Genomic DNA, 14,572 nt, shown 5'->3' with positions numbered 1-14,572 from the left:
CATCTGGCCATGTTAATGAGAACGACCGAATCTGACGGAAACGGCCGCTCAGAGATTATGAGGCTGCTTGAAGGCTTCGCTTCAAAGCCAGTTTACCGGAAAGCAATTCAACACCGTTAGCTGTTGATCTGGCCGAGCCAATCGCGGACCTGATTGAGCGTGCGCCTTTCCTGGTCTGCCTCCATGACGAAGGCGTCTTCGATTGTTGCGCCGGTCGCGTGGGTAGCCAACACCGCGAGACTCCCGCCAACACCATATCCGCCGTGCGTGATGAACGGGCGAAGTGTCTTCCCACGTAGATCATGAGCCTTGAGGAACGAGCGGATCGGCGGGGGTGCCGTTTCCCCCCAGATGGGGAAGCCGAGAAAGACGGTGCCAAACGCGGCAATGTTGTCGACTTTGGCCGCCAGTGAAGGTTCAAACCCGCTGTCACGCTCGCGCGTGGCCTGCGCGACATGCTGCTCATAATCATCCGGGTACGGTCGCGGAGGACGGATTTCGAATAGGTCAGCACCCCAGACTCGCTGCACTATTCCCGCGATCACGCGGGTATTGCCCGAGCGGGTGAGATACGCGACCAGTGTCTTGCCGGAGGGGATACCGGGCTGCTCCGGTTCCCTGGCACATGCCGTCCCGGCCAGCGAAAGCATCGCCGGTGTCGCTAGTACGGCACGCCGCGACAACCGGTGCGCACCCTGCGTCATACGATCTCCGGCAGCTTCGCCAGATGCTTGTCGAGCGTGATTGGATATTCCCGCACCCGCACTCCGGTCGCATTGTAGACTGCGTTGGCGATCGCCGGCGCAACACCGGAAATACCAAGCTCACCCACACCCTTCGCCTTCACGGGTGACATGGTGGGATCGGTTTCCTCCAGGAAAATCACCTCCTGATGCGGGATATCGGCATGGACCGGCACTTCGTATCCGGCGAGGTCGTGATTGACGAAGAAGCCGAAGCGCTTGTCGACGGCTAGTTCTTCCATCAGCGCGGCGCCCGCACCGCCGACCATGCCGCCAATCACTTGGCTCCGGGCGGTGATGGGATTAAGAATGCGTCCGGCCGCGCAGACGGCGAGCATACGCCGGATACGAATTTCGCCGGTATAGGCATCGACTGCGACTTCGCAGAAATGGGCACCGAAGGTTTGCTGCTCAAACCGCTTCGACAGGTCGCCATATTCCATCTTGTCTTCGGCCGTGATCGCACCGTCCTTCGCCGCCTGGGCGAGTGGCGCACGTCGATTTCCCGCACGGACCTCGCCGCCGACAAACTTGGCATCGGCAGAATTGAAACCGAGCTTGGTAGCGACGGCTTCGCGTAGCTTCATGCACGCGGCGTAGGCACCTGCCGTGGCGGACGCGGCACCGCCTTGTCCGCCACCTCCGAACGCTTCTGGGAAATCGGAGTCGGCAAGCTTCACCACGACTCGATCGAGCGGCAGTCCCATCATCTCCGCGACCGTCTGGCCGATGATGGTATAGCTGCCCGTCCCCATGTCGGTCATGTTGCTCTCGACGGTCACGATACCCTTGGCGTCGAGCGTGACACGCCCACCCGCCGGCATGATCGGCGCACCGCGGATGGCGGACGCCATGCCCATGCCAATCAGCCAGCGGCCTTCACGGCGGCTGCCGGGCTTGGGGCTGCGTTGCTTCCAACCGAAGCGTTCGGCACCGGTGCGCAGGCACGGGATGAACTGGCGGATGGAGAAGGGAAGTGGAGCCTCCTCCGCCTTGCCCTGATTGCCGCTCGCTGATTGCGGATCAGTGGGTGAGCCACGGCCGGGGTCGCCCGGCACGACTTGCGTATCGTTGAGGATGCGCAGTTCCACCGGGTCCATCCCCAGCTTCTCGGCCAACTCGTCCATTGCGATTTCAAGTGCCATCAGGCCCGATGCCTCGCCTGGGGCGCGCATCGCATTGCCTTCGGGCAGGTCGAGCGTTGCGAGCCGGGTCAGGTTGAGGCGGTTGGCCCCCGCATAGAGCAACTGCGTCTGCGCGGCCGCGATCTCCGGACCGCCCCCCGGTAGATTGCCCGACAGCGTTTCGTGGCCGACCGCGACCAGCTTGCCATCGCGCCCGGCCGCCAGACGAACGCGCTGGATCGTCGCGGGGCGATGCGACGTGTTGTTCGGCATGAGTGGACGCGGCAGCGCCACCTTCACGGCGCGACCGACCGCACGCGCGCCGAGCGCGGCGAGGATGGCGTCCGAGCATACGCTACCCTTTCCGCCGAACCCGCCGCCAATATAGGTCGCGACGATGCGGATTTTGTCCTGCGGAATGGAAAGTTTGTTGCCGAGGTCGCGGCGCGCCCAACCGATGATCTGCTGCGCGGACCAGATCGTCAGCTGGTCGCCGTCCCAGCGCGCGATCGTGGCGTGCGGCTCCAGCATCATGTGGCTGTGGTCGGGGGTGGTATAGGTCGCGTCGACCTTCACAGGGGCCGATGAGAATGCCTTGTCGAAGTCGCCGATGCGGATGTCCGGCCGCCGCCGATGTGGCTTTGCACCCCCGCGCGCAGCGGCGAGGTCGAACGCGCCTTGCCCACGCGCGTAATCGACCCGGATCAGCGAAGCGGCATGTCGTGCCTGCTCGAATGTCTCAGCGACGACCAGTGCGATAGCCTGGTGGTAATGCTCGATCTCAGGCCCCGCGAGCGGCTTCGCGACGTAGAACCCCTGCTTCTTGATCGGCCCGGCATTATCGGCCGTCACGATCGCGAGGACACCCGGCGCGGCCTTGGCCTCGCGCACGTCCATCGACGATATGCGCCCCTTGGCTATGGCGGACCCGACGACATAGCCATAGGCGGCGTCCGGCGCGGCTTCATGGTTCTCGTAGGAATAGACCGCGCGTCCGGTGGTTTTCAGCGGTCCCTCGATGCGCGGGTGCGGCTTGCCGACGACCTTTTCCTGATCGATGGGGTTGGTGCCTGCTGGCGTGTCGAACTTCATGCTGATCGGCCCTCCGCGATGGTGGCTGCAAGCGCCCGCGTCGCGAGCGGTATCTTGAACGCATTGTCGTCTGTCGGTCGGGCGTCGGCGAATGCCTTGGCCGTCACGGCCGCGGCCCCCTGGGTCATCACGTCATCGGCCGCTTCGACCCGCCAAGGCTTGTGCGCGACCCCGCCGAACGCAACGCGCCCGCTGCCATCCTTCTGGATGATGGCCGCGACCGACACGAGCGCGAAGGCGTAGGATGCCCGGTCGCGAACCTTTTCATAATGGTGCGTGCCGCCGATCGGCCGGGGCAGCGTCACTGCCGTGATCAACTCGCCGGCTTCCAGGTTGTTGTCGAGATGAGGCGTGTCACCGGGCAAGCGATGGAAGTCGGCGATCGGGATGGCGCGGGTCGTGCCGTCCGCCTTGACCGTCTCCACGGTCGCGTCCAGCACGCGCATCGCAACCGCCATGTCGCCGGGGTAGGTCGCAATGCAGTGGTCACTCGACCCGATCACCGCAAGCTGACGCGAATAGCCACCGATCGCAGCGCAACCAGAACCTGGCTTGCGCTTGTTGCAAGGCATGTTCGGGTCATAGAAATAGGGACACCGGGTCCGCTGAAGCAGGTTGCCTGCCGTGGTCGCCTTGTTGCGAAGCTGGCCGGATGCGCCGGCCACGATCGCACGGGTCAGCACGCCGTAATCGCGGCGGACGCGCGTGTCGGCAGCAAGCTTGGTGTTCGTGACGAGCGCCCCGATCCGCAAGCCACCGTCCGACGTCGGCTCGATCCGGTCGAGCTTGAGATCCTGGACGTCGACGAGATGCCGGGGCGTCTCGATTTCCAGCTTCATGAGGTCGAGCAGGTTTGTGCCCCCGGCGAGGAACTTGGCGCCGGGTTGACGGGCGACGGCGGCAGCGGCTTCCGCCGGTGTCTTCGCGCGCTCATAGGTGAAAGGCTTCATGCCTCCATCTCCTTGACATCGACTCCGGCTACGTCCGCCATCGCCTCGGCAATGTTGGAATAGGCTCCGCACCGGCAGATATTGCCGCTCATCCGCTCGCGCATCTCGAGGCTGGTCAGCTGTGGGCGCTGCGTGAGGTCGGCCTGGACGTGGCTCGGATCCCCGCGCTTGATCTCGTCCAGCACGGCGATGGCGGAACAAATCTGGCCCGGCGTGCAGTAGCCGCACTGATAGCCATCATGACGGACGAACGCGGCCTGCATGGGGTGGAGCTTGTCGGGCGTGCCCAAGCCCTCGATCGTCGTCACCTCGTCGCCTTGATGCTGCACCGCGAGGCTGAGGCAGGAATTGATCCGCTCGCCGTTGACGATGACGGTGCACGCTCCGCATTGCCCATGATCGCAGCCCTTTTTCGTGCCGGTAAGCTGCAGATGCTCCCTCAGCGTATCGAGCAGCGTCGTGCGCGTGTCGAGCGTCAGGTCGCGTCGCTTGCCGTTTATCGTCAGCGATACGGGCATCGTCGCGGGGGGAAGCGCCTTCGCCGGCTGCGCTTCCACATGGGGAGCCGCCGCGATTGCCGCAGCAGCCGCACTGCCGGCAAGAACGCCTCGCCTCGATATCTCGATCTCCGACATCATCGCCAACTCTCCCGTTACAATGTGTTGTATAACTTGTCCGCGACCTGTTCGAGCCATGTCACGGACGTTCCGTCGAGCGCTTCCGACACCGCGACATGGGTCATCGCGGTATCGCGTGCCGCACCATGCCAGTGCTTGACGCCTGGCGAGATGAATATGGTGTCGCCCGTCGCGATCGGCTTCGCGGCCTCGCCATCGACTTGCACCCATCCCTGTCCAGCGGTCACGATGAGCAATTGCCCCAGCGGATGCGTGTGCCAGTTCGTATGCGCGCCCCGTTGGAACGTCACCGTCGCACCACCAAGCCGCGCATCGCCGGTGCCTTTGAAGGGCGATGCGACCGAAACGCTGCCGGTGAAATAGTCGGCGGGGCCGGGCTTCGGCTTCTGGCCGGGATGGATAACCTGAACCTCTGACATGGCGGAAACCTCTTGTCTGGCGAATACCTTGCCCGCGACGGTGATGGCGGCGTTCGCCTTCGGCCACCCCGCGTAGAAAGCGAGGTGGGTCAGCGCCTCGACGATCTGCGGCTGGGTCAGCCCGTTTTCTAGGCCACGCTGGACGTGGAAGGCGAGCTGGCCACCATCGCCGCCTGCGGCAAGCGCGGCGATGGTGGCGAGGCTGCGGTCGCGGGGCGACAAGTCGGTGCGTCGCCACAAGTCGGCAAACACGACGTCGTTGGTAAGCTGCGCTAGCTTGGGTGCGATCGGGGCGAGCGTCCTGTTGACGGTCGCGGCGCGCGCGGGATCGGAACCGGGGAGCGGCGAAGTGGCCGAAGGCACCGCTGCAAGCGGCTTCAGATCAACGTGGCGCGTAGCAAATACCTTCTCTACCTCATTCAAGGCCGACACAGCGTTCGGCCATCCGGTGTAGAAGGCGAGCTGCGTCACCATGCCGGCCACCTCGGACGGCTTGATGCCGTTATCGAGGCCACGACCAAGATGGCTCATCATCTGCGCGGTTTTGCCGGTCGCAATCAGCACCGAGAGAGTGACGATGCTGCGATCACGCGGGGCCAGTTCGGGGCGCACCCAGACATCGCCGAAGAGAACCCGATCGGTATAGCCCGCCAGCGCCGGCGCGATCACCTGCATGGTCTTGGGCGCAACCGACGGACGATCCTGCGCCTCGGCCGGCACAGCCATCGCCAGCGCGGCAGCAGTTACACAAGCGACCTTCATCGTCCCGTCTCCCATTCCGATCCTTCGGTCAGGATCAATTGCCGCCAGCGCTCGCCTTCACCGGACGAACGAGGCGCGAGAAGGTGAGCTGGGCCAAGCGCCACTTGCCAGCCTGCTTGTTGTAAACTTCCGTGACCATGAAGGGATTGGTGACGGTTCGACCGCCCACCACGGCCTCAAGATCGAGGTCTTCCAACACGATCGCGGTATTGCCGAACACCCGCACATCAACCGCGTGGATTGACGCATTCTTGTACCAGATACCGCCGCTCTGGATGGTGGCGAGTTCCTGCGTTTTGCCCCACGTTCCGCCCATATGGGTGAACATGGCCCGGTCGTCGAAAAGCGTCGCCAGGGAGTCGACCTTCTTGTCCGCCATCCAGTCCCATTTCGTTTTCGACAGGTCGATGACCTGCTGTTCGGTCGGGGTATGCGTGACGGCCGTCTTGATCGTATCCGTCGGCGGTGCTGGCGTTTGTTGCGCGAGCAAGGGGTGCATGGGCAGCGCCGACAAGGCGACGGCACATAGCAGGCGGAGCCGGTTCATTCCCTGGGTCGATCGAGTTTCCATCACAACTGCTCCCGCACGAGTTTGAAAGGGGCAGGCTGATGCCGGAACATCCGCCTGGAAATGACGATCAGAGCTTCCGTTCGCCGAGCCATTTCACCATCGCCGGATCGCGGTGGTCGAAAAAGCTGCTGGTGTGCTGATCGAGCTTGGCGATGGCATCGAGGTCGCCGGCGTCGAGATCGAAATCAAAGATATCGAAATTCTGCGCCATGCGCGCCTTGCGCACCGATTTGGGAATAGCGACGATGCCCCGGTCGGTCAGCCAGCGAAGCACGACCTGGGCGATGCTCTTGCCATGCTTGTCGGCGATCGGCTGCAACACCTCGTTCGTGAACAGGCCGTTCTTGCCTTCCGCGAACGGTCCCCACGCCTCTGGCTGGACACCGTATCCCTCCAGGATTTTCACCGCATCGGTCTGCTGGTGGAAGGGGTGGATTTCGATCTGGTTGACCGCTGGCTTCACCTGGTTGTGCAGCACGAAGTCGACAAGGCGATCAGGGTAGAAGTTGCTGATCCCGATCGCACGGATGCGTCCGGCCCTGTGCAGTTCCTCCATCGCGCGCCACGCGCCGTACACGTCACCATAGGGCTGATGGATCAGGTACAGGTCAAAATAGTCGAGGCCGAGCTTATTGATCGACCGCTCGAAGGCGGCTTTGGCACCCTCGTAGCTGGCATCCTGCACCCAGAGCTTGGTGGTGACGAATAACTCGCTTCGATCGATGCCGTGGTTCTTGATGGCGGCACCAACCGCCTTCTCGTTGCCGTAGGAAGCGGCGGTATCGAGCAGCCGATAGCCGACGTCGATCGCCTCGCGGACGCTGCGCTCGCATTCTGCCGGATCAGGCACCTGATATACGCCGAACCCGAGGATCGGCATCTCGACGCCGTTGTTCAGAGTAACGCTGGGAACGTTGCTGGTCATGGGCATGGTCCTTGTTCGGCTCAGCGATTCACGAACTGCTGGTGCGAAGCCGCATAGCGCTCGCCATGAACTTCGATCCCCGAGAGCGAGTCGCCGATGCGCGCCAGGTCCTGATCGGTCAGCGCAAGATCGGCACCGCCGAGATTCTCCTCCAGCCGGTGGAGCTTGGTCGTACCGGGGATCGGTACGATCCACGGACGCTGCGCGAGCAGCCACGCAAGCGCGACCTGCGCGGGCGTGGCCCCCTTCTCTCTGGCAATCGTCGTAACCAGATCGACAAGCGACTGGTTCGCCGCCATCGCATCCGCCTGGAAGCGTGGCACTGTGCTGCGGAAGTCATCAACTGCAAACTTGGTGTCCGCCTTCAGCTTGCCGGTCAGGAAGCCCTTGCCGAGCGGCGCGAACGGCACGAAGCCGATCCCCAGCTCTTCGAGCAGTGGCAGGATCTCTGTCTCCGGCTCGCGCCAGAACATCGAATATTCGCTCTGAAGTGCCGCCACGGGCTGTACCGCATGGGCGCGACGGATGGCGTCCGGTCCGGCTTCCGACAAACCGAAATGCTTGACCTTTCCCTCGGCAATCAGGTCGCGAACCGTTCCAGCCACATCCTCGATCGGCACATTGGGATCGACACGGTGTTGATAGAAAAGATCGATGCGATCGGTACGCAGCCGGGACAGCGCCTCGTCTGCAACCTGGCGGATACGCTCGGGACGGCTGTTCAGTCCATCGCTCGGGCGGCCGTTTTCAAATCCGAATTTGGTGGCGGTCACCACCTGATCGCGGACTGGAGCAAATGCTTCGCCGACAACCTCTTCATTGTCCCCCGGCCCATAGGCTTCGGCCGTATCGAAGAAGGTAACTCCCCGATCGTGCGCCGCGCGAAGCAGCGAAACTGCCTCCGTGCGGTCAGTGGCTGGGCCATAGCCAAAGCTCAGTCCCATGCACCCAAGCCCAAGGGCTGACACCTCAAGGCCGCTCCGGCCTAATATGCGCTTTTGCATAATCAAAATCCTGCTTCGATCTGGCGTCCAAACGCCTCAGCCATGATGGCTATGATGTAACCTGAAGCGGATTTGAGCATTAGACAGGCTAAATCACTTAGGCCTATGACTTCATGTCATGAAACTCGATCTTCAGAGCCTGTTATGAAACGTGAAGAGTTGGGCAACCTTGCGATGTTTCTGGCCGTGGCAGAGGAGCGTAGCTTCACCAAGGCCGCAGCGAAGCTTGGTATATCACAATCAGCGCTGAGCCATACCGTCCGCCGCCTGGAGGCTAAATTGGGGCTCCGGCTGCTCACCCGCACAACACGCAGCGTTGCACCCACGGAGGCCGGTGAACGCCTGATTGAGACGCTGCGACCTGCCTTCGATACGATCGATGACAAGCTGGCGACCCTTACGGAGCTTCGCCAGCGTCCTGGAGGGACTGTTCGTATCACTTCCAGCGCGCATGCGGCGCGGGCTGTGCTGTGGCCGGTCGTCGATCGCCTGACGGCTGAAAATCCCGACATTAACATCGAGGTCAGTATTGAAGGTGGTTTCGTCGATATCGTTGCCGATCGATATGATGCCGGCGTTCGCCTTGGTGAAGCGTTGGAACAGGACATGATTGCGGTGCCGATCGGACCGAAACTCCGAATGGCGGCGTTCGCTTCTTCATCCTACTTGGCTCGCCAGGGAACGCCCCTGACGCCTTATGATCTGGCGAACCACAATTGCATTAGTCTGCGCATGTCTTCGTCCGGCGGTCTATATGCCTGGGAGTTTGAGCGCGGCGGCAAAGAGCTGAGGGTCAAGGCCGAGGGTCAGTTGGTGTTCAACGACGCGCAGCTCATCATAACAGCAGCGCTTGCCGGACATGGCATTGCGTTCATGATCGAGGATCATGTTCTCAATCACTTTTCTGACGGATCTCTTGTTCGGGTGCTCGACGAATGGTGCGAGCCTTTCGACGGATACTACCTTTATTACACCAGTCGCAGGCAGCCTTCTCCCGCGTTCAAGATCGTGCTTGAAGCGCTTCGCTATCGGTCCCTATGATACTCTCACCACTCGATTATACGGCAGGTTTCGTCACGACCTGACTATCAGAAGGCGACGGGGAAACGGCAGCTTCGTCCCAAGCGCCCGTGTCCGGCTCCACCGGAAACGGGCGCCATCGGATTTAAATCTCCGTATTCTCGGCGAGGGGAAGAGCATCCTCCACGTCGATTCCGAGATAGCGGACCGTATTTTCGATCTTGCTATGGCCGAGCAGGATCTGAACGGCGCGGAGGTTGCCAGTAGCCCTGTAGATTATCGACGCCTTCGTTCGGCGCAACGAGTGCGTGCCGTACTCGCTGCGCATGAGACCGACACCTGTTACCCATTCGTCGACAAGCCGCGCGTACTGGCGGGTGCTGAGATGCCTATTATGATCAACCCTGCTGGGAAAGACATAATCGTCCACCGTGCCGCCGCGCCGATCCAGCCAAGCCAGCAGGCTCGCCCGAGCATCCGGCAGCAGTTCGAACTGAACGGGCCGTCCCGTCTTCTGCTGCATCACGATTGCCCGCGTTCGGATCTGACCGCCGCTGACAATGTCGCCGATCTTCATCTGCACCAGGTCGCAGCCCCGAAGCTTGCTATCGATCGCTAGATCGAAAAGCGCCCGATCTCGCAGGCGGCGGTGCTGATTGAGATAAAAACGGATTTCCCAGATCTGCTTTGGTTTCAGAGCCCGCTTTGCACCCACGGTTCTTCCGGCATTCCAGACGGGACGCTTGGTGGCGGTGAGTTCGGTTTCAGGCATCTCCATGGTCGTTCTCCTATGGCCACATTGGCCACCTTCAGAACGCTTGCGGGGGAGGTCGCGGACGAATGGCTCTGGGCTTGTGCCGACCAGATCACGACATCGCCGACAAGGTGGCCAACGTCCGGATCCGGCACGAGCCGCCGTTCAGCGGGCCGCGCGAAACGTCAGGTTGTATCGAAACTCGCCTGCCGGGCTGCCGCTGCCGCGGAGCGTATCCACGCCATGGAACGTCAGCCGCGCCGGACCACCCCAGACCACGACGTCGCCGTGGTACAGCCGCACGCGCATTGGCTTCTCGCTTCGGGTTGCGCCGCCCCACAGAAAGGTCGCGGGAAGCCCGAGCGACACCGAGACTATCGGCGCGTCGAAGTCCCGCTCGTTGCGGTCCTGATGAAGCGAAAGCCGCGAGCCTGGCTCGTATCGATTCATGAGGCATGAATCGGGTTCGAACCGGGCGTAGCCGGCGACGTCGGCCGCCTGCTCGGCAAGACTGCGGAACGTCTCGGGCATCTCTGGCCACGGATCGCCCGTCTGCGGATCGCGCGGGTCGTAGCGATAGCCGGTACGGTCGGTCACCCAGCCGAGGCTGCCGCAATTGGTCATGGCGACCGACATCGGCCATCCCCCCGGCGTGACCATTTTCCTGAACGGAGACACGTCCGCGATGCGGTGGAGGTCGGCCAGCAGCGCGTCGGCTCTTGGTGAGGCGAAGCCTCCGAGCAGCATCGCTCCGGGTTGCAGCGGCATGGCGCGTCGCCCTTCCTCGAACAGATCGGCGGGAAACATCGTGTCAGGCGGCATCATGAAAAATGATCCCCATCATGTGCCGACGGCCGGACCGCACCTCGCTGACGCCGTGCCGCAGCATGACGCGGTAATCGCCTCTGGTCCCACGGTGTGGCCGGCTGTTTACGGCGAACACCACGGCGTCACCCTTGTTGAGCGGGACGACCATGGGCCGCGACTGCATGCGTGGCCGCTGCTCGGTCAGCACGAATTCCCCGCCCTCGAACGCAGCTTGCGGCTCGGAAAGCAATGCTGCCACCTGCAAGGGGAAGACATGCTCGCCATACAGATCCTGATGAAGGCAGTTATAATCGCCTGGACCATATTGCAGCAGCAGCGGCGTGGGTCGGCGCTGGCCGGCGTCGTGGCATCGCTTCAGGAATTCCGCGTGGGTGGCAGGGAACGTTACGACCATTCCCATGCGATCGTGCCAGCGGTTCGCGATCGGGGCGAGTTTGGGATAGAGCGCAGTCCGCAACGTCTGCACGAGATTGGGCAACGGGTATGAGAAATAGCGATACTCGCCCCTTCCGAATCCGTGCCGCGCCATGACGACATGGCTGCGAAACGCGGGACTATCACGGTACATGCCGGCAATGGCGTCGCATTGATCCGTCGCCAGCAGGCCGGGCAGGATTGCCCAGCCCTGACGGTCGAGGCTGCTTGTCACCTCCGCCCAATCGAAATTGTCGATGTGCATCCCGGTCACGCCGCCTGCTCGCGGTCCAGGATCGCGCGTTTGCGCTCGACGCCCCAGGCATAGCCGGAAAGCGCACCGTCGTTGCGGACGACGCGGTGGCAGGGGATGGCGACCGCCAGCTTGTTGGCGGCGCAGGCTCCTGCAACTGCGCGCATCGCAGTCGGCGCGCCGATGCGCTCGGCGACATCGCTGTAGGACACAGTCTGCCCGAGCGGAATGTCGCGCAGCGCCTGCCACACCCGCTGCTGGAAGGCTGTGCCTCGCACGTCGAGCGGCAGATCAAGGCCGACCTCCGGGGCCTCGACGAAGCCCACGACTTTTGCGACGATCGCCTCATATTCCGCGTCGGCACCGATCAGGGTCGCGTTAGGGAAGCGGTCCTGCAGATCTCGGGCCAGAGCGTCGGGATCGTCGCCGAGCAGGATCGCCGCGACCCCCTTTGCGCTCGATGCCACCAGGATCGCGCCGAGCGTCGTTTCGCCGATCGCAAAGCGGATCGCCTCTTTCGCGCCGCCCTTGCGGAAGCTCGACGGGGTCATGCCGAGCATTGCGTTCGACGCTTCGTAAAAGCGGCCGCTCGAACTGAAGCCGGCATCATAGATCGCCTCGGTGACGCTGTTCCCTCCGGTCAGCGCCTCGCGGACACGCTTTGCGCGATGTGCGGTCGCATAGCCTCTGGGCGTCAGCCCGGTATGCGCCTTGAAGATGCGATGGAAATAGCCTGGGCTGAGCGAAAGCGTTTCGGCAAGATCGGTCAAAGACGGCGCGGTCTCGCTCGTCTCGATCATGCGGCACGCCCGCGTGACGATTTCGGCGTTCACCGTCTCGGCGGACGGCCCGTCGGGCTTGCACCGCTTGCAGGGTCGAAAGCCGGTCCGCTGCGCACTTTCGAGCGTATCGTGGATGGTGACATTGCCGGGATTGCAACCTCGCGAGGGGCATGAGGGCCGACAATAGACGCCCGTTGTGTCGACCGTGTACCAGAATGCGCCGTCAGCGCTCTTGTCCCGGGCGACGATGCGTGCCCAGCGGGGATCAGCAAGCGTAGCCGCCGCCTTCTTGTCTTGGTTCTTCATGACCTTTGTCCTCTGCAATGCGCGTCAGAGCTAATCCCGGCCGAGATTATCGGCACTCCGGCTCTTGCTCTGAAATCAAACGCAACCGGAAGCGACACCCTCGGCCGGATAAGACCGAGGGTGGGCGCCGTGTCAGCCAACGGCAGCGAGCATATCCTCTCGCGCACGATCGATGTCGGGCATGTGGTAGCTCTTCTCCTCGATCTCGGCGAGGCGCGATGGGGCAGCCTCGACGTTGGACACGCCATAGAGCTTCTGGAAGTTCATGATCAGCGGCTGCCACTTCGCCGGATCGATCCGGTTCTCATGCCCGTCCATCAGCAGGTCCGGACGGACGTGCACACGGGTGATACGCACCTCGAACGCCGAGATCAGGCCGGCGACCTGCGGATCGTCCGCCATCATATCGTGACGCTCCGCCAGGACGGCTTCGAGCTGGATCGGACATTCCAGCACACGAGGAGCGGCCACGGTCTCGGAGGCGACCTGGGTAAGGCCGGCCACCTCGAACTTGCGGGGCTCATATACGTAACCGAGGCGCTGTTTCAGCTCGGGCATGTCCTTGGTGCACGTTAGGCGCGCCAGCTTGTTCACAGCATCAACCTGTTCGACAGTTGCCAGGTTTAGCACGCATTCTCCGGTGCGGATTAAGTTCTGCGGCGTCTGCGAGGCGGTCTGCAGACCCAGCATGGCGCGCCAACCGAGCCACCAGGCCGAGGACATGGGGGCGACATTGGCGGTCCCGTCCTCGTTCAGCGTGCTGATCAGCACGACAGGCGTGCCGAGATAAAGGATCGACGGTTCGATGGCGACGTGGGATCCATTCATGACGTTGTCTCCGTGAATTTACGAAGACACTGATGCAGCCGATCAACGGGGATGCGAACTCCGCTTCCTGCTTTGAAATCCACGGATCAAGCCGATGAACTGAGTTCGCTACGTTGGACTGGGAACGACCAACTTACGTCGTTCCGGTCCAGATGCGTGAATGACAGCTCACGCCGAAACCCGCCATTGGTACATTCGAATGCGGAGATTGAGGCTTCGAAGTGGCAAAGAAGCGTCCGACCTGTTCAAGCGCTACACGCCCAATAGGGACGGTGCGCGTATCATAGTTGCCTGCGTACAACATCCATCTTTCCTGAGTTTCCTGTTGCGATGAGGGGCCCTGTCCCGCGCCACTAGCAAAATAACTATCATGCGGGCCACTCTCAAGGAAAAGCATGGCTTGCTGCGACGCCCCTGCCTTGATTTCGGGCCATCCGGGCTGTCGCGCTTCTTCCATTTGGCGACTGTCTTCGGGTTGATGGCGTACCGGCTGACGAGCACCCCCAAGCTATCGGGCTTTCCCGAATTGCCTTGCAGGCATCAATCTGGTTCGCGACCCATGGGGTCTCGCGCTCGCATCGGGCCGCGCTTTTCGCGTCATCGCCAAAATCCAAAGCACTTCTGGTTGAGAATGGCGGTCATCATGCTGGCTGATCAAGAGAAAATAGCCGGAGTTGGAACTGGAGCGAAGCATGACATTGCAATTTACCCGATGTTGAAAAAGCAAAATATTTATCGCTCTGGACAGAAGCCCTTCCGTATTATTACGTAAACGAGTTGTTAATCTTTTTGCAAATCTTTGCACTGATACTGTCTTCCGAAGAAATTGATTAATTGTGCTTTCAATTGGTCAATCGTCGGGCACGCTGAAAGGCAGTCTAATGTCTAAACTCCAAGAACGCCTGTCATTTTATGGGCTACAGAATCTGGAGAGCAGAGCTTTATCCGGCATCCATCGGGTACTTCGCAGGCATATCTCTAGCGGCCTCACTAAATTCTACGAGAAGATTTCCACGGTTCCAGCACTGTCGCTGTAAATAGGCGTCGAACCGGGACCCCATATCGGCGTGCAATAGGGACCCCCTTTTCGGGTTGCCAGGCGGTTGTCCCGGTAGTCCATAGGAGGGACCCACGGCCGGCGCTGCGCGCCCCCCAAGCG

Annotated in this window: 15 protein-coding genes; 2 read left to right on the top strand and 13 right to left on the bottom strand. The window is 62.1% G+C overall.

Annotation, left to right across the window (positions count from 1 at the left end; translation table 11 throughout):
- Positions 1–116: 116 nt before the first annotated feature.
- The 8 genes from LWE61_RS07745 to LWE61_RS07710 all read right to left on the bottom strand — a co-directional run bounded on the left by LWE61_RS07745 (position 117) and on the right by LWE61_RS07710 (position 8,228).
- Entirely contained in the window at positions 117–704 is a 588-nt protein-coding gene (locus LWE61_RS07745; protein WP_234149485.1) for a flavodoxin, read from the bottom strand.
- Complete coding sequence (gene paoC, locus LWE61_RS07740; RefSeq protein ID WP_234149484.1) at positions 701–2,959, bottom strand: aldehyde oxidoreductase molybdenum-binding subunit PaoC; 2,259 nt, start codon at positions 2,957–2,959, stop codon at positions 701–703. Before paoC ends, LWE61_RS07745 begins: the two co-directional genes overlap by 4 nt.
- A complete protein-coding gene (locus LWE61_RS07735) occupies positions 2,956–3,909 on the bottom strand; it encodes an FAD binding domain-containing protein (protein ID WP_234149483.1) in 954 nt (317 codons plus the stop codon). Before LWE61_RS07735 ends, paoC begins: the two co-directional genes overlap by 4 nt.
- Entirely contained in the window at positions 3,906–4,547 is a 642-nt protein-coding gene (paoA, locus tag LWE61_RS07730) for an aldehyde dehydrogenase iron-sulfur subunit PaoA (protein ID WP_407696211.1), read from the bottom strand. The genes LWE61_RS07735 and paoA overlap by 4 nt, the downstream gene beginning before the upstream one ends.
- 14 nt (positions 4,548–4,561) lie before the next feature.
- Positions 4,562–5,728 carry a (R)-mandelonitrile lyase gene (locus tag LWE61_RS07725; protein ID WP_234149482.1) on the bottom strand — a complete coding sequence of 389 codons (1,167 nt, stop codon included), beginning with the start codon at positions 5,726–5,728 and terminating at the stop codon, positions 4,562–4,564.
- A 34-nt stretch (positions 5,729–5,762) separates the two neighbouring features.
- Positions 5,763–6,299 carry a nuclear transport factor 2 family protein gene (locus LWE61_RS07720; RefSeq protein WP_234149481.1) on the bottom strand — a complete coding sequence of 179 codons (537 nt, stop codon included), beginning with the start codon at positions 6,297–6,299 and terminating at the stop codon, positions 5,763–5,765.
- 67 nt (positions 6,300–6,366) lie between these two features.
- Positions 6,367–7,224 (bottom strand): aldo/keto reductase, encoded by an 858-nt coding sequence (locus LWE61_RS07715; protein ID WP_234149480.1) that lies wholly within the window; start codon positions 7,222–7,224, stop codon positions 6,367–6,369.
- Positions 7,225–7,244: 20 nt separating this feature from the next.
- Positions 7,245–8,228 (bottom strand): aldo/keto reductase, encoded by a 984-nt coding sequence (locus LWE61_RS07710; protein WP_234149479.1) that lies wholly within the window; start codon positions 8,226–8,228, stop codon positions 7,245–7,247.
- Positions 8,229–8,372: 144 nt separating this feature from the next.
- Here LWE61_RS07710 and LWE61_RS07705 point away from each other — a divergent pair, with 144 nt between their 5' ends.
- On the top strand, positions 8,373–9,269 hold the full coding sequence (locus LWE61_RS07705) for a LysR family transcriptional regulator (protein WP_234149478.1): 897 nt from the start codon (positions 8,373–8,375) through the stop codon (positions 9,267–9,269).
- Positions 9,270–9,393: 124 nt separating this feature from the next.
- Here the strand turns inward: LWE61_RS07705 and LWE61_RS07700 are convergent, their stop codons facing one another.
- The 5 genes from LWE61_RS07700 to LWE61_RS07680 all read right to left on the bottom strand — a co-directional run bounded on the left by LWE61_RS07700 (position 9,394) and on the right by LWE61_RS07680 (position 13,413).
- Complete coding sequence (locus LWE61_RS07700) at positions 9,394–10,026, bottom strand: tyrosine-type recombinase/integrase (protein WP_234149477.1); 633 nt, start codon at positions 10,024–10,026, stop codon at positions 9,394–9,396.
- Positions 10,027–10,167: 141 nt separating this feature from the next.
- The gene (gene alkB, locus LWE61_RS07695; RefSeq protein ID WP_234149476.1) at positions 10,168–10,827 is read right to left on the bottom strand and encodes a DNA oxidative demethylase AlkB; all 660 of its coding nucleotides are present in this window, start codon (positions 10,825–10,827) and stop codon (positions 10,168–10,170) included.
- Positions 10,814–11,509, bottom strand: coding sequence for a 2OG-Fe(II) oxygenase (locus tag LWE61_RS07690; RefSeq protein WP_234149475.1), 696 nt, complete (start codon positions 11,507–11,509; stop codon positions 10,814–10,816). The genes alkB and LWE61_RS07690 overlap by 14 nt, the downstream gene beginning before the upstream one ends.
- A gap of 5 nt (positions 11,510–11,514) precedes the next feature.
- Positions 11,515–12,585, bottom strand: coding sequence for a bifunctional DNA-binding transcriptional regulator/O6-methylguanine-DNA methyltransferase Ada (ada, locus tag LWE61_RS07685; RefSeq protein WP_234149474.1), 1,071 nt, complete (start codon positions 12,583–12,585; stop codon positions 11,515–11,517).
- A gap of 132 nt (positions 12,586–12,717) precedes the next feature.
- On the bottom strand, positions 12,718–13,413 hold the full coding sequence (locus tag LWE61_RS07680; protein WP_234149473.1) for a flavin reductase family protein: 696 nt from the start codon (positions 13,411–13,413) through the stop codon (positions 12,718–12,720).
- Between the two features lie 370 nt (positions 13,414–13,783).
- Between LWE61_RS07680 and LWE61_RS07675 the strand changes: the two genes are divergently transcribed.
- Complete coding sequence (locus LWE61_RS07675; protein ID WP_234149472.1) at positions 13,784–14,185, top strand: hypothetical protein; 402 nt, start codon at positions 13,784–13,786, stop codon at positions 14,183–14,185.
- Positions 14,186–14,572: the final 387 nt, after the last annotated feature.

It is taken from the genome of Sphingobium sufflavum, from assembly GCF_021403115.1.
Lineage (GTDB): Bacteria > Pseudomonadota > Alphaproteobacteria > Sphingomonadales > Sphingomonadaceae > Sphingobium > Sphingobium sufflavum.
This window is presented reverse-complemented; position numbering and strand designations above follow the sequence as displayed.